The organism is Corynebacterium sp. MSK004 (assembly GCF_030232515.1).
Lineage (GTDB): Bacteria > Actinomycetota > Actinomycetes > Mycobacteriales > Mycobacteriaceae > Corynebacterium > Corynebacterium hesseae.
This window is the reverse complement of the sequence record NZ_JASPKB010000011.1, coordinates 1-18039: the sequence shown is the minus strand read 5'-3', so window position 1 is coordinate 18039 and position 18039 is coordinate 1. Positions and strand designations below refer to the sequence as shown.

The 18039-nt window shown below is 63.7% G+C and carries 16 protein-coding genes, 1 tRNA gene and 1 pseudogene; 13 read left to right on the top strand and 5 right to left on the bottom strand.

Going from position 1 to position 18039, the window contains the following annotated elements:
• Nucleotides 1-3: 3 nt before the first annotated feature.
• The 8 genes from QP999_RS12125 to QP999_RS12090 all read left to right on the top strand — a co-directional run bounded on the left by QP999_RS12125 (nt 4) and on the right by QP999_RS12090 (nt 5526).
• A complete protein-coding gene (locus QP999_RS12125; protein WP_284848389.1) occupies nt 4-804 on the top strand; it encodes a DUF3800 domain-containing protein in 801 nt (266 codons plus the stop codon).
• Nucleotides 805-1141: 337 nt separating this feature from the next.
• Nucleotides 1142-2158, top strand: coding sequence for a septum site-determining protein Ssd (ssd, locus tag QP999_RS12120; RefSeq protein ID WP_070531773.1), 1017 nt, complete (start codon nt 1142-1144; stop codon nt 2156-2158).
• Nucleotides 2155-3291 carry a TadA family conjugal transfer-associated ATPase gene (locus QP999_RS12115; RefSeq protein ID WP_502870668.1) on the top strand — a complete coding sequence of 379 codons (1137 nt, stop codon included), beginning with the start codon at nt 2155-2157 and terminating at the stop codon, nt 3289-3291. The genes ssd and QP999_RS12115 overlap by 4 nt, the downstream gene beginning before the upstream one ends.
• A 47-nt stretch (nt 3292-3338) precedes the next feature.
• Nucleotides 3339-4037 carry a type II secretion system F family protein gene (locus tag QP999_RS12110; protein WP_284848388.1) on the top strand — a complete coding sequence of 233 codons (699 nt, stop codon included), beginning with the start codon at nt 3339-3341 and terminating at the stop codon, nt 4035-4037.
• Nucleotides 4037-4594 (top strand): type II secretion system F family protein, encoded by a 558-nt coding sequence (locus QP999_RS12105; RefSeq protein ID WP_284848387.1) that lies wholly within the window; start codon nt 4037-4039, stop codon nt 4592-4594. Before QP999_RS12110 ends, QP999_RS12105 begins: the two co-directional genes overlap by 1 nt.
• Before the next feature lie 79 nt (nt 4595-4673).
• Entirely contained in the window at nt 4674-4862 is a 189-nt protein-coding gene (locus QP999_RS12100; RefSeq protein ID WP_049157884.1) for a DUF4244 domain-containing protein, read from the top strand.
• On the top strand, nt 4862-5185 hold the full coding sequence (locus QP999_RS12095) for a hypothetical protein (protein WP_284848386.1): 324 nt from the start codon (nt 4862-4864) through the stop codon (nt 5183-5185). Before QP999_RS12100 ends, QP999_RS12095 begins: the two co-directional genes overlap by 1 nt.
• A complete protein-coding gene (locus tag QP999_RS12090) occupies nt 5182-5526 on the top strand; it encodes an Rv3654c family TadE-like protein (protein WP_154761890.1) in 345 nt (114 codons plus the stop codon). Before QP999_RS12095 ends, QP999_RS12090 begins: the two co-directional genes overlap by 4 nt.
• On the opposite strand, the gene QP999_RS12085 is transcribed toward QP999_RS12090, so the two are convergent.
• On the bottom strand, nt 5523-7895 hold the full coding sequence (locus tag QP999_RS12085) for a DEAD/DEAH box helicase (RefSeq protein WP_284848385.1): 2373 nt from the start codon (nt 7893-7895) through the stop codon (nt 5523-5525). The two genes, QP999_RS12090 and QP999_RS12085, sit on opposite strands and share 4 nt — an antisense overlap.
• Before the next feature lie 91 nt (nt 7896-7986).
• Between QP999_RS12085 and QP999_RS12080 the strand changes: the two genes are divergently transcribed.
• A complete protein-coding gene (locus QP999_RS12080) occupies nt 7987-8190 on the top strand; it encodes a cold-shock protein (RefSeq protein ID WP_010189920.1) in 204 nt (67 codons plus the stop codon).
• On the opposite strand, the gene QP999_RS12075 is transcribed toward QP999_RS12080, so the two are convergent.
• Complete coding sequence (locus tag QP999_RS12075; RefSeq protein WP_154736787.1) at nt 8187-8780, bottom strand: DedA family protein; 594 nt, start codon at nt 8778-8780, stop codon at nt 8187-8189. The genes QP999_RS12080 and QP999_RS12075 overlap by 4 nt on opposite strands.
• Nucleotides 8781-8981: 201 nt before the next feature.
• Here QP999_RS12075 and topA point away from each other — a divergent pair, with 201 nt between their 5' ends.
• A complete protein-coding gene (gene topA / locus QP999_RS12070) occupies nt 8982-11924 on the top strand; it encodes a type I DNA topoisomerase (RefSeq protein WP_284848384.1) in 2943 nt (980 codons plus the stop codon).
• 551 nt (nt 11925-12475) lie between these two features.
• On the opposite strand, the gene QP999_RS12065 is transcribed toward topA, so the two are convergent.
• Complete coding sequence (locus QP999_RS12065) at nt 12476-13849, bottom strand: DUF418 domain-containing protein (protein ID WP_083306399.1); 1374 nt, start codon at nt 13847-13849, stop codon at nt 12476-12478.
• Between the two features lie 32 nt (nt 13850-13881).
• The gene (locus tag QP999_RS12060; protein ID WP_070511233.1) at nt 13882-15414 is read right to left on the bottom strand and encodes an adenylate/guanylate cyclase domain-containing protein; all 1533 of its coding nucleotides are present in this window, start codon (nt 15412-15414) and stop codon (nt 13882-13884) included.
• Between QP999_RS12060 and QP999_RS12055 the strand changes: the two genes are divergently transcribed.
• The 3 genes from QP999_RS12055 (at nt 15413) to QP999_RS12045 (ending at nt 17547) form a co-directional block, all read left to right on the top strand.
• Nucleotides 15413-16660, top strand: a complete 1248-nt coding sequence (locus QP999_RS12055) for a DNA polymerase III subunit delta' (protein WP_193628886.1) — start codon at nt 15413-15415, stop codon at nt 16658-16660. The genes QP999_RS12060 and QP999_RS12055 overlap by 2 nt on opposite strands.
• A gap of 102 nt (nt 16661-16762) precedes the next feature.
• Nucleotides 16763-16838: transfer RNA gene (locus QP999_RS12050), tRNA-Thr, on the top strand.
• Nucleotides 16839-17031: 193 nt separating this feature from the next.
• A complete protein-coding gene (locus QP999_RS12045; RefSeq protein WP_034969882.1) occupies nt 17032-17547 on the top strand; it encodes a ClbS/DfsB family four-helix bundle protein in 516 nt (171 codons plus the stop codon).
• Here QP999_RS12045 and QP999_RS12040 read toward each other — a convergent pair.
• A pseudogene (locus QP999_RS12040) lies at nt 17516-18039 on the bottom strand (hypothetical protein); the annotation flags it as partial. The gene QP999_RS12045 and the pseudogene QP999_RS12040 sit on opposite strands and share 32 nt — an antisense overlap.

The window sequence follows — 18039 nt, the reverse complement described above, 5'->3', positions numbered from 1 at the left end:
GCTGTGACAAGCTATCGAGCAAATTCATTTTCTCACCAAAAGGGAGCAGGTCCTCCTCAGGTGAGTTTGCCGCTTGCTGCAGAAAGTGCCGTCTACTTTGTAGATGAAGCCGGAAGTAAAGGCACGTTAGGTAAGCATTTCGTTGTTGCGGCTGTGCGCACGAAGGATCCTGATTTCCTTTCGCGGGAGATTAAGGCGTGTCGTGAGCGCAATAACTTCACAAAGGCTGACGAGATTAAGTTCTCGAAAGTTACTAAGCACTCTGAGCCGATTTTGCTTGATGTTTTTCGAACAGCGATAAGCTCGGGGTGCACGTTCGGAGCTTTTGTTTTGGACAAGAGGCATTTCGATCCGTGGAGTAGTCGAGAACAGTGGCAGGGGCATTTGTTCGCGACAGATCGGCTGCTTCGGGGTCTGGTTACTCGCCGTGAAGTTGGGGTGGTGATGCTCGACCATATTGATGTCCCAGTAGGGGTTTCCTACGGAGACACTCTAGTGAACTCCCTCAACAATCGATTTGGAAATAAGCGGTTTGCAACGGCCGTTAGTCTGGATTCTCGGACTTGTCCGGCACTACAGGTGGCAGATCTGCTTGCTAGTTCGGTTTTCCATGCGCGAAAAAAGATCGAAGACGTGGGGTTGGAGGCTTTCTTGGAAGATCGTTCGCCAAAGGCTCGGCTTTCGAAGGGTATTGCGGCCGCATTAGGCGAGAGTCATTTTGGTCACTGCCGTACACCACTTTTGAAGATTGAGACAAGCCATGAGAGGTCATTGACAGAATTGAAGCGCCAACGATACTCTTAAGTGAGGCGCTGAACGCCATAGCCGCAGGCTAAAAGCAAGCGCCCCTCGGGCCGAGTCTCAGACTTACTACCCGAGTTTTATGGCTAACCAAGCCATTCTTTACCGCACTTATTGCGATACCCTCGAGCGTGGCTCGGGGGTATTTGCTTTTGACTCTTAATCCTCGGATTCTGAGGATCGTGGAAGCATGGTTTCCTGTGAGTTTTAGTACGTGAGCCCCGGTAATTTTGTTCAAGCGTCAGCAAAATAGGGGCGGAAGACACCATAATGGCGAAGTTATCCACAGGTGGCTAGGAAGCTCTAGCGCGCGGTGGAGGCGCTCGCGCATGCTTCAGGCATGAGCACGTTTCACCTAGTTATCGCCGTCGGGGATTCCACGCTGCGAGCAGAGGCAGCCTCCGCAGCAGCCGCCAGTACTGCGGAAGTGAGCACCGTGGAGGACCCGCGGGACTTCTCCCGGCACCTGCCCAAGGCGGATGCCGTCTTGGCTGATTCGCTGACGGCTCGTCTCGTGGCGGGGCATCCGAGGGTGTATTTCTTGGCGCTGGATCCGGGGCCCATCGATTATGAGGCCGCGCTGTGCTGCCGCGCGACGGCCGCCTTCATCGTGCCCGCCCAATCGAAAGAGCTCCTGGGCGCATTAGCCGCGGACGCTACCCCTGAGACCACCGTGTCCACTGGTTTAACCCTGGCGGTGACCGGGTCCGCTGGGGGCTTGGGTGCCTCGACCGTGGCGGTGGCTCTGGCCCGCGAGGCGGGCGCGGATCTCCTCGTCGATGCGAGCCCTTATTCCGGCGGCCTCGATTTGCTCACCGGAATTGAGAACAAGCCCGGCGCGCGGTGGCCGGATCTTGCCGCGGGGACTGGTTCGGTTGATGCAGCAGACCTTGTCCGTGCTTTGCCCGCCACCTCGGATGGCATCGCGGTTCTTTCCGCGGCGAGGTCTGCCAGCGCAGAGGTGGTGCAGATGAGTGCTGCCCGGCGCGCGGCCATCATGCAAGCTGCGTGTTTATACCCAGGAACAGTGGTGGTGGATTGTCCGCCGTGGGATATCCCCGATGCGGCGGATCACGTGGTGGTGCTGACCGCTGCAGAGGTGCGGGCGGCCGCCGCCTGCGCGCAGCTGGTGGCAGAGCTTCGTGCCCGGCCGCAGGAGTGCTCCGTCGTCGTGCGCAACCGCCAGTGGGCGGGCCTGGATGCCAGCGATATTGCCACGGTGACTCACGCGGATCCCATCGCTGAGTTGCCCACCATCCGTGGTCTAACCCGCACGGTGGAAACTAGTGGGCTGCCGCGCCAGTTGCCCCGAGCTCTAGCTCGTGTCGCGCGCCAGATGTGGGAGGTCGTGGCATGAACCTGATCGATACGATGCGCACCATCGTGGCCTCCGAGCCACAGCTGGCCCATGACGCCTCGGCTTTGGCGCGGCGCATTCGCCAGGAAGCCGGAGTCATCAGCGATGTCGACGTGCTCGACCTCCTGCAACGCTTGCGCCACGATTCCGTGGGCTTGGGACTGCTGGAGCCGGTCCTGTCACTGCCGGGGTTGACCGATGTTGTTGTCAACGGCCCTGATTCCTGTTTCGTCGATTGCGGGCAGGGCCTGCAGCCACGCGATATTGGCTTTGCCGACGACGCCGAGGTTCGCCAGCTGGCCACCCGGCTGGCTGCGGTGGCGGGAGTGCGGCTGGATGATGCGCAACCTTTTGCCGATGGGCGCCTGACTCGCCCAGATGGCACGAGAATTCGCCTCCACGCGTTGCTTGCTCCTCCTTCGGCAAGTGGAACCTGTATCAGCCTCCGCGTGCTGCGCCAAGCGCAAACCAGCCTGGAGGAACTGATAGCTAATGGCAGCATTGATTCCAGCCTGGAGCACGTCCTGCGCGCCGTGGTTGAGCGGCGGGCATCCTTCCTGGTCACGGGAGGGACAGGCTCCGGCAAGACGACGTTGCTCGCCGCCTTGCTGGGGTGCGTGCCCGCCACCGAACGCTTGCTCATCATCGAGGACACCCCGGAGCTTTCGCCCAATCACCCGCACGTGGTGACCCTGGTATCGCGCCGGGCGAATGCGGAAGGACGCGGCGAGATCTCCATGTCGCTCCTGCTCCGCCAAGCGCTACGCATGCGCCCGGACCGCATCGTCGTCGGCGAAATCCGCGGCGCGGAGGTGGTGGAGCTGCTTGCCGCGCTCAACACCGGGCACGATGGTGGCGCGGGCACCGTGCACGCAAACTCTGTTGATGAAGTGCCCGCCCGCATGGAGGCCCTCTCCGCTCTCGGCGGACTCGACCGCGTAGCGCTGCATTCGCAGCTGGCGGCCGCCGTGCACGTGGTCCTCGGGATGGAGCGCACGCCGGAGGGGCGTCGGCTAGCGCACCTCGGCGTGCTGGAGGGAAACCCGGTTACACCGCAGCTGGTGTGGACGGCCGAAGACGGCCCGCTTCCCGGGTTTTCGCAGCTGTGCTCGCGGCTGGGGGTGGAACCATGATGTGGCTATTCCTTGCGGCGGCGTGTTTGATTTCGCAGCCTGCTTCGGTGACGCGACTGGAGTCTCCGAAGCCTCGCTCGCTGGCACCCGGGGCGCTCTTCCTCGGGGTCGGGTGCTGTGTCTTCTTCGGCAGGCCCACTGTCGTGGTGGCGGTGGGCTGCATTGTGGCCTGTGCGCTGTGGTTTGCCAATGACCTAGCAGCCTCCCGGCGGGAGCGCCGTGGCGCGGAGGCGCTCGCCTCCTACTTCGGTTCTGTTGCCGCCGAGCTGCGGGCGGGATCGACAACGGCGGGAGCGCTTCGCCGGGGCGCCGACGCCCTTCCAGACTCCACCCCGGAGAATCTCCGCGCCGCGGTGAGCACGGCGGCGGGTCTCGCGGCGCAAGGAGGTTCGCCTGCGGTTGCTCTCACGGCGCCAGAGGTGGCTCGCTATGCAGCTCTGCTCACGCTCTCGGGGCGCCATGGCGTGGCGTTGGCGAACCTCATTGAGCAGGCTCAAAGCCAGCTGGATACCGCGCGCCGCCATGCCGGTGAGACCGCGGCCTCTTTGCAAGGGCCACAGGCCACCGCGGTCATCCTGGCGTGCCTGCCGCTGGCGGGCATCCTCATGAGTGGGGCGATGGGCGCGGATTCCCTGGGGTTCTTGCTCGGTGGTGGCCTTGGGGGCGTGCTTCTCGACGTCGGCGTGGCCCTCGTCTGCGCCGGCTTTGCCTGGTCGCGTCTCATTCTGCGGAAGGCGGCGCAGTGATGGTCTTGACGTTTATCTCCGCTGCATTCATGGCTGCGGCACTCGCTGTTACCTCTGCTGCACCGTCTGGACGAATAGCCCAGTCTGGCTCACGCACGCCTCGCCCGAAGACGCCGCGCGATGGTCCCGAAACGGACTATAGTCCGCTCGATGCTGCCAGCGACCTGGAGCTCTTCGCCGCGTGCCTAGAGGCCGGTCTCTCTACGCGCAGTGCTGTGCTAGCTGTTGCTGAAGCCTCGCCGCAGTGGTCTGAGGCGGCCGCTCTCATCGGGGTGGGGGTTCCCATGAGTACCGCGTGGTCGGCGCTGGCCAGTCAGCCGCATTTGGAAGAACTGGTGCGGCTTACGCAGCTGTCCGGCGAATCGGGCGCGGCCATGGCTACGGGGTGCCACCGGTTGGTGGCGCAGCTGCGTGCCGAAGCCTCGGCACAAGCTACCGCGCGGACGGAGCGCGCTGGTGTGTTCATCGCAGCACCGCTGGCAGTGTGCTTCCTTCCCGCCTTCCTGGTCCTTGGGTTGATACCTGTCCTCATCAGTTTGGGCCAGCAACTTTTCTAAGTCAGCACATACAACTAACCACTCACCAACTCAGTACATGTAACCGACACAAACACTGGAAAAGAAAGCTAGGTACATCATGCAGAAAAAGGTAAACTACCAGTCACTATTAGGAAATGATGATGGTATGTCCACGATTGAATATGCCATGGGTAGTTTGGCCGCGGCAGCGCTTGCCGCGGTCCTCTATGCCGTGGTCAATGGTGGCGAAGTCACCAGCGCCATTACCTCCATCATCACCGACGCCCTGTCCAACACCCCAGGCTAATGCGCGCGCTTGATGACGCCGGCTCCGTCACCATCGAAGCAGCATTGTCGCTGTCCGCACTCGTCATCGTTGCCGCGGGAATCGTGGGTGGCATCGCCACGTTGTCGGCCCACCTCGCTGCCGTTGACGCCGCGGGCGCTGCAGCCCGCTCCGTCGCCATCGGCGTGGACTTTCAGCGCGATGGAGTGACGGTGAACGTGAGCGAAGGCTCCGGACTTATGACCGCTGAGGCCGCCGTGCCGGCACCGCTGGGGACCATGCGCGCGCAGGCGGTGTTTCCCGCGGAGATGGCAGCCGGTGGGAAAAACGGGGCGCAGCCATGAGGCGTCATCGGCGCAGATGGTCGCGGATCCTGGCGGGGGAGGAGGGCTATGCCACCGTCGTTACCGCCGGGATCATCGCCGCGGTGGCTTCTCTGTTGCTGGCGGTTGCGGCAGTTGCTTCACTCGTTGTAGCGCGGCACGAAGCACAGGTGGCGGCGGACCTCGCCGCGGTATCGGGGGCGTGGGAGGTGGCCAAGGGCAGAGACGCCTGCACGAAGGCCACAGAGATCGCCGCGCTTAACGGCGCGGAACTCGGCTCCTGCGTCATCGATGGGCGCGACGTTGAGGTTACTGCCCGGCTGCGCGGGCGCAGCGCCATCGCCCGCGCTGGTCCGGTCTAAGAGGTCATGGTAACCAGCGCGCCGAGGAGAGCTATGGCGCCTGCCTTGTCCAAAGGGTTGTTGCCGTTGCCACACTTGGGGGATTGCACGCACGACGGGCAGCCGGACTCGCAGGGGCAGGAGCGCACGGCCTCAAAGGTGGCTTTGATCCACTCAGGGAAGCGCCGGAAACCTTCCTCGGCGAAGCCGGCACCGCCGGGGTGGCCGTCGTAGACGAAGACCGTGGGCAAGCCCGTATCGGCGTGCTGGGTGGTGGACACACCGCCGATATCCCAGCGGTCGCAGGTGGCAATGAGCGGCAGCAACCCAATGGCGGCGTGCTCTGCTGCATGGAGGGTGCCCGGGGTGCGCCCGGCGGTGACTCCCATCGCTGCGAGTGCCAGCGGATCGATGGTATAGGCCACCGCCCGGGTCACCAGGCGCTGCTCCGGCAGGTCAAGGGGGATATCCTCGCCCACGGAGCCATCGGGAAGCCGCACCTGGTAGCCGGTGACCTTATCGGTCACCTCAACCTCCAGGCTGGCCACCCACAGGCCGGGGGCGTAGTTCACCAGGTCATCGGCCTCGCTCAGGATGCGGATATCCGTCGTGGACTTCGGCTGCGTGGCGTAGTCCGGGGCCTTTGGCACGGCGAGGGCCACTCCCGGCTCGGCGGGAGCTGCACCACCAGCGCCGCCAAGGTGTAATTCCTCGATGACGAAGCTCTCGCCACGGTGCAGGTACACCGCGCCGGGATGCACCTGGCTCACCGCGCGCGCGGAATCGATGGTGCCCAGCAGGCGGCCATCGGAGGAATCCACAATCATGACCTCCTCGCCCGAGCCACCCCGCAGCGAGACGGCCGTGTGCGCGGTCTCCGGGGTGAGATCGCTGGAGCCAGCCGGCAGGGGAGCGGCGAACCAGCCCTGCGGGCGCCGGCGCAACAGGCCCTGCTGGGCTAGGTCGTGGACCACGGATTCGGCGCGGAAGGCGGCTACGTCGGCGTCGCTTAGCGGCTTCTCCACCGCCGCGCAGTACACGTGCCCGGCCAGGATATAGGGGTTAGCCGGGTTGAACACGCTGGCCTCCACCGGCCGGCCCAAGAGCGCTTCCGGGTGGTGAACCAGGTAGGTGTCCATCGGTTCATCGCGGGCCACCAGCACCACCAGCGAGCCCTGGCCGCGGCGGCCCGCGCGCCCGGCCTGCTGCCAGAAGCTAGCAACCGTGCCCGGGAACCCAGCGGTGACCACGGCATCGAGCCCGCCGACGTCGATGCCCAGCTCCAAAGCCGAGGTGGTGGCCACGCCGAGCAGGGAGCCATCGTCCAGCGCCTGCTCCAGCGCGCGGCGGTCTTCGGCCAAATACCCCGCGCGGTAGGCGGCAATCCGGCGCGCAAAATCCGGCCGGCCCAGCCTCCCGGAGAGCTCTTCTGCTGCCCGCAGCGCGGTGGTCTCTGCCGCGCGCCGCGAGCGCACAAAGGTCAACGTTCGAGCGCCCTGCGCCACGAGCGCGGCCATCATCCAGGCCGCTTCCGTTGTGGCGGCGCGGCGCACGGGGGCGCCGTTTTGGCCCTCAATTCCCTCCATGAAACCCGGCTCCCACAGCGCTACCGTCCGCGCGCCCGTCGGCGCGCCATCCTCGGTTACGGGGAGAAACTCGCGTCCCGTCAGCCGTGCAGCATGCCGGGCGGGATCCCGCATGGTCGCCGAAGCCGCAATCACCACCGGCCGCGAACCATAGTGCGCGCACAGCCGCAGCAAACGCCTCACCACGAGCGCCACGTTCGCCCCGAAAACCCCGCGGTAGGCGTGCGCCTCATCAATCACGATGAACTTCAAGTGCCGCAGCACCCGCGCCCACCGCTGGTGCGCGCCCAGCAGAGAAGAATGAATCATGTCCGGGTTGGAGAAGATAAACCGCGCCTGATCGCGGATACCGGCGCGAGCTTCGGTGGGGGTATCACCGTCGTAGGGGGCGGGGTGGACGTCGTGAAGCGCGGCGATGCTCTGCGTGAGCTCGAGCACCGTGCGCAGCTGGTCCGAGCCCAGCGCCTTCGTCGGCGTGATGTAGAGCGCGCACGCGGTCGGGTCCTGCGTCAGACGGGACAGAATGGGCAAACGGTAACCCAGGGACTTTCCGGAACTCGTGCCGGTGGAGACCACGACGTCGCGCCCCTCCCACGCGGCCTGTGCCACGGCGACCTGGTGGGCATAGAGCTTGGCGACGCCCTGCTCCTCCAACGCCTCCCGCAACTCCGGCAGGACCCACTCGGGCCACTCGGCATAGCGTGCTGGTTGGGCAGGCAGGGTGGTGGAGTGCGTTAGCTCGGACTCGGGGAAACACTCAACAAGGTGCTCGACGAGCTCCTCACCCAGAGGGTTCTCACTCACGCTTGCCTCCACTAATCTGCTGTAGGTGCCCAAACGTGGCACACTGGTGCACTAGTTTGCACTACTTTATTTCCGCAAAGGACAACTCATCATGGCATACGGTACCGTCAAGTTCTTCAACGCCGAAAAAGGTTACGGCTTCATTGAGCAGGAGGACGGCTCCGGCGACATCTTCGTGCACTACACCGAAATCCAAGGAACCGGCTTCCGCACCCTCGAAGATAACCAGCGCGTCTCCTTTGAGATTGGGGAAGACGCTAAAGGCCAGCAGGCCACCAACGTCGAGGTGGTTTAGGGGGACTCGGCGTAGCCGCGCCGGGTATCCCACCATTCCAGCAGCTTATTCTGCCCCTTTTGCAGGCCGAAGCCGATGATGATGGCGGCGATGATGGAAATGAGCATGGCTATCGCGGGTGAGCCGGAGAAGGCCACGCCGCCGAGGTAGCCAATGGCTAGCGCCTGCGCCACCCACAACAGGACACCGAAGGTGTCGAAGAAGAAAAACAGCGGCCAGGGATAGCGCATGGAGCCCAGCAGAATCGTCATAAACAGGCGGGCCGAGGGGATGAAGCGCGCGATGATGATGGCCGCGCCGCCGCTGCGCCGAATATTACGCTTGACCCACGTCAAAGCGTCGTAGGCCTTCGTTCCCTTTTGGGCTCTATTAATAAGGGCGATGAGCCGCGTTCCCAGGAGGAAGCACAAGTTATCCCCCAAAATTGCGGCAACCATGGCGACGAAAAACATGGTGGGAAGGTGGGGGAAACCTTGGGAGCCAGACCAGGCGCCCACCATGTTGAGGGGAACCTCCGAAGGCAAAACGGGGAAGAAGCAGTCGAGGAAAATCAGTGAACCCACCAGCGGATAAATCCACTGTGTGGCCATGATGACCTCGAACCATGCAGTAATAGACGCAATCACGCTGTCTCCCAGTTGTGTGCTGTGAGGCGAATCCTCGGACGGCCAGTATAGACCCCCGGTTGTGTGGACGTGAACTGGCCTGAATAACTAGAGTAAGCCTCTATCTGTGTACTCTAGGGGCAATTGCCCAGCAGAGGACTAGCCATCGGAAGGGATGAAGTCGAAGTGGCAGAAGCTACCGGCCCGGGGAAGACCCTGGTCATCGTCGAGTCAGCAACCAAGGCGAAGAAGATTCAGCCTTACCTCGGCGATAAGTACATTGTTGAGGCCTCCGTCGGCCACATCCGGGACCTTCCCCGCGGCGCCGCCGACGTCCCCGCCAAGTATAAGAAGGAATCCTGGGCGCGCCTCGGTGTTAACCCGGAGGATAACTTCACCCCGCTGTACGTCATCAGCCAGGACAAGAAGAAGAAGGTCGCTGACCTCAAGGCCAAGCTGAAGCAGTGCGATCAGCTCTACCTCGCAACAGACCCCGACCGCGAGGGTGAGGCCATTGCCTGGCACCTGCTGGAAGTACTCAAGCCCAAGGTGCCGGTGCGCCGCATGGTCTTCAACGAGATCACCAAGTCCGCCATCCTGGAGGCAGCGGAAAACACCCGTGAGCTTGATGAGAATCTCATCGACGCCCAGGAAACCCGCCGCATCCTGGACCGCCTCTATGGCTACGAGGTCTCCCCGGTGCTGTGGAAGAAGGTCATGCCGCGCCTGTCGGCTGGCCGCGTGCAGTCGGTGGCCACCCGTGTCATCGTCGAGCGCGAGCGCGAGCGCATGGCATTCATCCCCGCCGAGTATTGGGATCTCACGGCAACGCTGAAATCCACGCCGGACTTCGACGCGCGCCTGAGCGCCCTCGACGGCAAGCGCGTGGCCGCGGGCCGCGACTTCAACGATAGGGGTCAGCTGAAGAGCGACGAGGTGGTCGTCGTCAAGCAGGCCCAGGCGGAGCAGCTGGCCAGCGCGCTGGAAGGTTCCACCATGACCGTGGCCAGCGTCGAGCACAAGCCTTATTCGCGCAAGCCTTCCGCGCCGTTTATGACCTCGACGCTGCAGCAGGAGGCCGGCCGCCGCCTGCACTACACCTCGGAGCGCACGATGCGCATTGCGCAGCGCCTCTACGAGAACGGTCACATCACCTATATGCGTACCGACTCGACCTCCCTGTCCAAGCAGGGCCTGGATGCTGCGCGTGAGGCTGCCTCCTCCATCTTCGGCGCGGAGTTCGTCTCAGATGGACCGCGCCGGTATGACCGCAAGGTGAAGAACTCCCAGGAGGCCCACGAGGCCATCCGTCCCGCCGGCGAGCGTTTTGCCACCCCGGGCCAGCTGGCCGGGCAGCTCGACGCCGAGGAATACAAGCTCTACGAGCTGATTTGGAAGCGCACCGTGGCCTGCCAGATGGCAGATGCCAAGGGAACCTCGATGAAGGTGACCGCAGCTGTCAACGCCGGCGGCCACGACGCTGACTTCTCCGCCACCGGCCGCACGATTACCTTCCCGGGCTTCCTCAAGGCCTACGAGGACGTGGCGGCGAAGGACTCGAAGGGAGAGTCCCGCCTGCCGCACCTCAACGAGGGCGACACGCTGAAGACCGCTGCGGTTACTGCCGACGGCCACTCCACCAACCCGCCGGCGCGCTATACTGAGGCCAGCTTGGTCAAGAAGATGGAAGATTTGGGCATTGGGCGCCCGTCGACGTACGCCTCCATCATCAAGACCATCCAGGACCGCGGCTACGTGCTCTCCCGTGGCAACGCGCTGGTGCCCTCGTGGGTTGCCTTCGCGGTCGTTGGCCTGTTGGAGAATAACTTCACCGAGCTCGTGGATTATGACTTCACCTCCTCCATGGAGGACGAACTCGATGCGATTGCCGCCGGTTCGGAGAACGGCACGGATTGGCTGAATAACTTCTACTTCGGAAACACGGAGGCCGGCGAGCGCAAGGCCGCGTCCATCGCGCGCCACGGCGGCCTGAAGTCCTTGGTGGACATCAACCTGGAGGCCATCGATGCCCGCCAGGTCAACTCCCTGCGCCTGTACACCGACGCGGAGGGCCGCGATGTCTTCGTGCGCGTGGGCCGCTACGGTCCGTATATCGAACGCGCCGTGGGCACCAACGAGGACGGTACGGTGGAGTACCAACGCGCCAACCTCTCGGAGACGGTCACCCCGGATGAGCTCAACGAGGCTTTGGCGGAGAAGCTCTTTGCCACCCCGCAGGGCGGGCGCGAGCTGGGCCAGAACCCGGGAAACGGACGCACCATCGTGGCCAAGGAGGGTCGTTTCGGCCCGTACGTGACCGAGCAGGTGCGTGACGACGAGCGCGAGAAGGCCGAGGCCGAAGCCGAGGAGATCGTTAAAGAGGAGCGCGCCGCCGAGGACGCCCAGCGCGCGGCCGAGGGCAAGCGTGCCAAGAATTGGGAGACCAAGACCGCGGCGAAGCAGAAGGAAAAGCGCATTGCTGAGTACGTCGAGGAGAAGCTGAAGCCGGGCACTGCCTCACTCTTTGCTTCGATGGAGCCGGCCAGCGTCACGCTGGAGGAAGCACTGAAGCTGCTGAGCCTGCCGCGTGAGGTGGGCGTGGACCCCTCGGACGGCGAGGTCATCACCGCGCAGAACGGCCGCTATGGCCCGTACCTGAAGAAGGGCAAGGATTCCCGCTCCTTGGCCAAGGAGGAGCAGATCTTCTCCATCACTTTGGACGAGGCGCGCCGCATCTACGCGGAGCCGAAGCGCCGCGGCCGCGCGGCCGCACAGCCGCCGATTAAGCAGCTGGGTGACAACGACGTCTCTGGCAAGCCGATGACGGTCAAGGACGGCCGCTTTGGCCCGTACGTCACTGACGGCACGACGAATGCCTCGCTGCGCCGTGGTGACGATCCGGAGCAGCTTACCGACGCCCGCGCGAACGAGCTCCTTTCCGAGCGCCGCGCCAAGGACGCCGCGAACGGTGGGGCGAAGAAGTCGACGAAGAAGAGCACCAAGAAGTCGACCAAGAAGTCGACCAAGAAATCGACGAAGAAGGCTACGAAGAAGTCGAGCAAGAAGGCCACGAAGAAGCCTTCGCCGGGAACGAAGAACGTGGTCAAGGCCGGATCGCGCAGGAAGTAGATAGGCCATGCTCACGCTGGAGAATTTCGCGCGCGACATGCTGGACCGTACCCAGGAAGGCACCGAGGCTCTCCTGCGCGCGGTGGGCCCGGCCCTTGCTGGCCGCGATCACCTCACCCTCGGCGCGCTCGCCGCGGGGGAGACTGCAGTCTGGTCACGCCTGTTTAACTGGCGCACGCTCGGCATGGCCACGACCGCCGCTGTACCCGTGCTGTTGGCCCTGTGCCCAGACTGCGCACCCGAGACCCGCGTGGGGCTCGTCGCCGCTTCGCTTGGCCAGGCCGCCAAGCGCGGCGCACCAACGACGTTCGGCGTGACGTGTGTCAGCGTGCAATACGCTGCCTTCGCGTGGGCGCTGCGCGGTGCGCGCAATGATGCACTGGGTTGGGGCCTGCGCGCTGGCGCGTGGGCCGCGGGCCTTGCGCTAGCCCGCACCCGAAGTGAGCGCCTCGCCACGGCTGTGGCCGGAATCCCGGCGGCCGCGCTCTCCGCGCTAGCCGGTGACCCAGCCCTGCGTGCTGCCGAATCTACGCAGGGCCTGAGCCACGGCGCTAACCTGCTTCTGGCCTCTGAGGCGCTGACGGTCCTGAACCCGGCTGAGCAGCGCCAGGATGCAGGCCTGCGTGGCCGAGTCCTGGATGCGGCGCAGTCGGCGGCCCAGACGGTAGGCCTGGTGCTGCTGGTGGATGGGCTGGCGCGGAAGGGCCGCGGTTAGGCGCAGCACCTAATTCCGGGCGCATCGTCTTGCCATAGGACAAGCGGCGGTGCACCCACTCGAAGGGGCCGGGCTTGCCTGCGGCCTCGAGCGCGCAGGCTATGAGAAGCGTTGCCAGCCACACGCCGGCGGCCAACGCTGCCTGGCCCGCGGCGCTGAACTCGGGGCCAATGTTGAGGGTGAAGGGGTAGACCAGCGCCAGGAAGAACACGGACTGCAGCACGTAGCCGGTCATGGAGCGCTTACCGAGCGCGATGAGTGGCCACAGGAACCACGGGCGCGCACCACGGCGCTGCAGGGGTTCTAGGGCGAGTGTTGCCCCCGCCACGATGCCCGGCCCGGTGAGCATGCCGATGCAGCTATTCGCCGCGTTGAGGGGTTCTGCCAGCGCTGGGTCCAGCACCCCAATCGTGGACAAGCCCCAGGGCAGCCCGAGGAAGAGGATGATGGCTAGGGCCAAAAGGGTCCACGCCCACAGCTCGCGCCGATGACCCCCGGCCAAGGTTCCGCGGCGCGCCCACACGAAACCTACGAGCATCACCGGAAGGACCAAGGCTCCCGTCAGCGGAACGGAAAAAGCTTGGGCGCAGACCATGATGGCTTGTTCACCCAGCAGCTCCCAGTAGGATTCGGCGGCGGTGAAGCCGCTGAGATCAAACTCCGACGTATCGACAAGCGCGGCCCCAACGCCCATTCCGATGCCCGCCACAACCAGTAGCGCACAGAACCCGTAGGCCACGCGCATCAGGAGCTTGTCGGTTAAAGTAAGCAGCAACGCAATGAGCATGCCCATCGCGCCGTAGAGCAGCATGATGTCGCCGGAAAAGAGGAAGAGGCAGTGGAGGGCACCGAATAAAGCCAGAAATCCATAGCGCTTAGCCAACACGGCCTGCGCGCGCCGCAGTGGGAAACCGCGTCGCCACAAGCTCATCGCGATAAGCCCCACGCCAAAGCCGAGAAGCGTGGAGAACATCGGCAGGCCACGCACATGCACGAACATGGCGGAAAAGACCACGTAGATCTTGTCCGCGAGGGAGTCGACGCCGCCGAAATAGGCATCGGGGCCATCGCCGCTGTTCATAATCCACGCGGTGCAAACGTTTGCCAGCGCAATGCCCAGCAGGGCCATGCCGCGGGCGACGTCGGGGACGAGGAGGCGGGGACTCGAATTCTGGCGTGCCGGATGGGGTTGGTGTGGCTGATGAGGCATGGCCCCAAGCTACCAGAACCACAAAAACTTATTTATCCGAGAGCGCGTTCCGCCAACGTCGGGCGAATCGGGCGCGCCAGCTGCGTCATGCGGCGGCGCCCGCGCAGCTCAATAGACTTCATCAGCGTCCAGCGCGCTTGCTCCGCCTCGTTGGCGCCGCGCAGCGTGGCGGAGTTGGTGAGCACCTGGCCCGGGGTGTCCTTGGCCAGCTCGGTGAGACGGGCAGCCTCGTTGACGGCATCACCAATGACGGTGTACTCGAATCGATCCGCGCCGCCGATATGGCCAGCCACCACGTGGCCCGCCGCTACGCCGATGCCCGCCTGCAGCCGCAACCCGCGCAGTTCCTGGCGAAGCTCGCGGGCGGCCTGCAAAGCCATGGAGTTCGCGTCGTAGACCGTCAGCGGGGCACCGAAGACGGCCAGGGCGGCGTCACCCTGGAATTTGTTGATGATGCCCTTGTTCCGGTGCACCACCTCAACGACGTGCTCAAAGAACTTGTTGAGCTCCTCCACCACTTCTTCCGGGGTGTGGTTGACGGCGAAGGTGGTGGAGCCGATGACGTCGATAAACAGCACGGCCACTTTGCGGTCCTCGCCGCCCAGCTCCGGGCGTTCCTCCAGGGCGCGCTGTGCCACCTCGGCGCCGACATAGCGGCCGAAAATATCGCGCACGCGCTGGCGCTCACGCAGGCCGCGCATCATCTCGTTGAATCCGGCCTGAAGAACGCCGAGCTCGGAGCCGTCGTAGATGTCCACCTGGACGTCACTCTCGCCGCGGCGTACGCGGTTGATGGCGTCCTGCAGCTCAATGATGGGATCGACCACGCTCATCATCGCGAACATGGTGCCCATGAGCCCGGTGCCCAGCGCGGTAACGGTCAGCGCGACGATGGCCGGCATGATGTCTGAGGTCTCAGGGCTAAACAGGCCTGCCTGTTGCCCCATGAGGACAAGCACGATGCCGATGAGCGGGATGCCGGAGGTCATCATCCAGGTGGAAAGCAGGCGGTACTTAATCGGCGGCTCCAAGGTGGAATCCTCGAAACGCCGGGCCACGGCCTCCGCAGCCACGGGGCGCACGAGGCGCTCCGCCTGCAAGTACGTCAACAGCACGATGAGGCCGCCGGCCAATGCAGCAGAAACACCGACCACGACGGCCAGCCGCGCCGAGTGCTGGCCTGCCAGCACCACTGCCAAGATGATGCCCAGCAGCCACACGCCCGCGGCCACACCGGCCTGGTAGAGCGGGATGCGCAGGACCAGGTTGCGCACCATGTTGGGATCATGGTCATCGGGGCTGCGTTGCCAGTCCAACACCGGCCTGAAAAGCCGAAGTGTTACCGCTATGCCGATGATGACCGCAAAGGTCACGAACAGCGTGCCGTAGGTCCACAGGTGGGGCGTGTGAGCGATGAAATCGGAGATCTCCGGCATGGGGAGAAAGAAGACCACGAAGGTCATGATCGCAATGGCGCCGATGATGTTGGCTCCAAGGACGAGCGCGGCGTACATCGGCCATTGAGTACCCCATAACCAGCGGGCGCCACGCATCAGTCTGTTCATGATTAACAACTCTAGTTATCCCAGTAGGCTAGGGCGAGTGAACACCTCCAGCGTTGCCGAAAGGCTTGCCGACGCCCCCTCCGTCGCCCACACCATCCTCAGTGCTGCCCGCGCGGCTCGTGGTGAGGGTGACCCGCGCGCGATGAGCCATTCCTGGCTTTTTACCGGCCCTCCCGGTGCCGGCCGTTCGCTGGCCGCGCAGTGCTTTGCCGCGGCGCTCATGTGTACGTCCGCCGATGAGAACGGCAACCCCGGCTGCGGCCGCTGCCCCTCCTGTCAAAGCGTCCTGGACAATCAAGAGCACACCGACTTGGTCTACGTGGATCCGCAGGAGCAGTTCATCACCGTGGGCGAGGCCCGCGACGTCATCGGGCGCGCGGCCAGCCTGCCGAGCGTGGCGCCGTGGCGCGTGGTCATCTTCAACAAGGCCGACCGCCTGCGCAATGAGGCCGCCAACGCGCTGCTCAAAACCGTGGAGGAGCCCCCGGAGCGCACCGTCATCATCATGGTGGCGCCCTCGGAGGACCCGGAGGACTTCTCGGTCACGCTGCGCTCGCGCTGCCGTCACCTTTATATTCCGGCGCCGAGTGTGGAGGGCGTCGTCAAGCAGCTCGTCGCCGAAGGCGCCAGCGAGGATGACGCGCGCCTGGCCGCCGTGACCACCCTGCGCCACGTGGGACGTGCGCGACACCTAGTCAACGAGCCCGCCGCGCAGAAGCGCCGCGCCATGGCCATCAACCTGGCTGAAGACGTCTTCCACGGCTCCCAGGCCTTTCAATCCGTCACAGCGCTGCTGAAGTTCATTGAGAAGGAAGCCAAGGACTCCCACGCGGCGGCGGAGGAGGCGGAGCGCTCCAAGATTGAACAATCCTTCGGCGTCGGCGCCAAGGGCAAGGGCGCGACCAAGGCGCAACGCGACGCCCGCAGTGCCCTGAAGGACATGGAGGAGCTTCACAAGAAGCGCGCTAAACGACGCATCTCCGATGGCCTCGACATCGCCCTCGTGGATCTCGCCGGTATTTACCGCGATGCACTCATGCTGAAAGTCGGCGCTGAGGTGGAGATGACCCACCCGGACTTCGCGGGCCTGGCGGGCGAACTTGCCCAGCGCGTGAGCGAAGACGGCTTGCTGGCCGCCCAGTCCGCTATCCGCACCTGCCGCGAGCAGCTGCCGCAGAACGTCACCCCGCAGGTGGCTTTCGACGGCATGGTGGGCCGCCTGCGCCTGGCCTGTGGCGCGCGCTAACCAGCACGTGTGCTGCGTGCACACTACAGGTGATAGCCCGATTTCTTTATCAGCCCAGGCCTAGGCTAAACTCTCAGGCGGTGCATATACACACTGCATCGTGCCGCCTTAGCTCAGTCGGTAGAGCATCTCACTCGTAATGAGAAGGTCGCGAGTTCGATTCTCGCAGGCGGCTCCACTTAGACGTCGGATTTGATAAGTACCCTTTTGCGTTAGCGAGTATCGCTTAGGGGGGTGTGAAAAATCGCTTGCGTTAGCGGGTTTGGGTTTTGCGTTAGCGGGTATCTTGTTTGCCCTAGTAAAATGCGTATTCAGGGTTTAACGCGCTAACGAAGCGTTAAACCTAAGGCCGTTTCACGAGGAGGTGTGTGGTGAGATCGTATGCGTCCGGCGATGAACTAGCCGCAGAGATTACTAAGCGTGGCGAACTTTTTATCGGCGAGTTCGTAGGCGTTCCTGGCGATGGTTGGGACCGGCTGGTTGACGGTGTTGACCGCACGCCCCGGCAGATGATCGCCTACCAGCTTGGCTGGATGGAATTACTGCTCGGCTGGGAACGTGACGAACAAGCCGGTCTTGACGTGGTGACTCCGGCACCTGGTTTTAAGTGGAATCAACTGGGCGGATTGTATGAATCGTTCTACCAACGCTGGGAGCAGGTATCTACTGAGGATTTGATCGACAGGTTCAAGATCCTGCTTGGTGAGATAGTCAAAATGGTGGGCGGTCTAACCGAATCAGAATTGTTTAGTTCGGGTCAGCGTGCGTGGGCTTCTTCCACCCCGTCGGCGTGGCCGGTGTGGAAATGGGTGCATATCAACACCGTCGCGCCATTTACGACGTTTCGCACCAAAATCAGGAAGTGGAAGAAACTGGCAGCCTGCTAGCAATAGGCACGGTGATTTCAGTGCCGATTCTGAAGACGAACTGGATCTCGTTGGCTCCGATAACGGCATGGTCGATAAGCGCTGTCCACTGGGATGGTTGAAAATGCTGGATGGGCTTGTCGGCCAACTGGGTGTAGGCGGTTTTGATCGCAGTGGCCTTGGCACTCTTGGCAGCAATCTCGGCCTCGATGGCTTGTTTGCGGCCCAGGGTTTTCTGGTATCGCGCTTCTAGCTGGGTGTAGCGGGCGAGGTATTGGTCCTGGTCTTGCGCTACCCGCTGATTTTCTGCAACCAATGATTCAATCTCGCTGGCAAGAGCGCGGATTTTCTCGTCTAGGCGCTTGGACTCCGCTTCGAGCTGGTCTGTATTAAACATGGCGTCGATGACCTGTGGTAGGTGGCTTTGTCCGCGATAGGACCTGACCCCTGTTTGGTAGACACCTGATATCCAGCCCGGTTGGGTTGGGAAGAAAGGTAATCTACCACCATGCC

What these genes read in the sequence shown, in the direction of transcription:
- QP999_RS12100 (WP_049157884.1), top strand. Translation starts at nt 4,674, where the DNA reads ATGCAGAAAAAGGTAAACTACCAGTCACTATTAGGAAATGATGATGGT.
- QP999_RS12095 (WP_284848386.1), top strand. Translation starts at nt 4,862, where the DNA reads ATGCGCGCGCTTGATGACGCCGGCTCCGTCACCATCGAAGCAGCATTG.
- QP999_RS12060 (WP_070511233.1), bottom strand. Translation starts at nt 15,414, where the DNA reads ATGAACAGACTGATGCGTGGCGCCCGCTGGTTATGGGGTACTCAATGG.
- QP999_RS12105 (WP_284848387.1), top strand. Translation starts at nt 4,037, where the DNA reads ATGGTCTTGACGTTTATCTCCGCTGCATTCATGGCTGCGGCACTCGCT.
- QP999_RS12115 (WP_502870668.1), top strand. Translation starts at nt 2,155, where the DNA reads ATGAACCTGATCGATACGATGCGCACCATCGTGGCCTCCGAGCCACAG.
- QP999_RS12080 (WP_010189920.1), top strand. Translation starts at nt 7,987, where the DNA reads ATGGCATACGGTACCGTCAAGTTCTTCAACGCCGAAAAAGGTTACGGC.
- QP999_RS12075 (WP_154736787.1), bottom strand. Translation starts at nt 8,780, where the DNA reads ATGGCCACACAGTGGATTTATCCGCTGGTGGGTTCACTGATTTTCCTC.
- ssd (WP_070531773.1), top strand. Translation starts at nt 1,142, where the DNA reads ATGAGCACGTTTCACCTAGTTATCGCCGTCGGGGATTCCACGCTGCGA.
- QP999_RS12090 (WP_154761890.1), top strand. Translation starts at nt 5,182, where the DNA reads ATGAGGCGTCATCGGCGCAGATGGTCGCGGATCCTGGCGGGGGAGGAG.
- QP999_RS12065 (WP_083306399.1), bottom strand. Translation starts at nt 13,849, where the DNA reads ATGCCTCATCAGCCACACCAACCCCATCCGGCACGCCAGAATTCGAGT.
- QP999_RS12055 (WP_193628886.1), top strand. Translation starts at nt 15,413, where the DNA reads ATGATTAACAACTCTAGTTATCCCAGTAGGCTAGGGCGAGTGAACACC.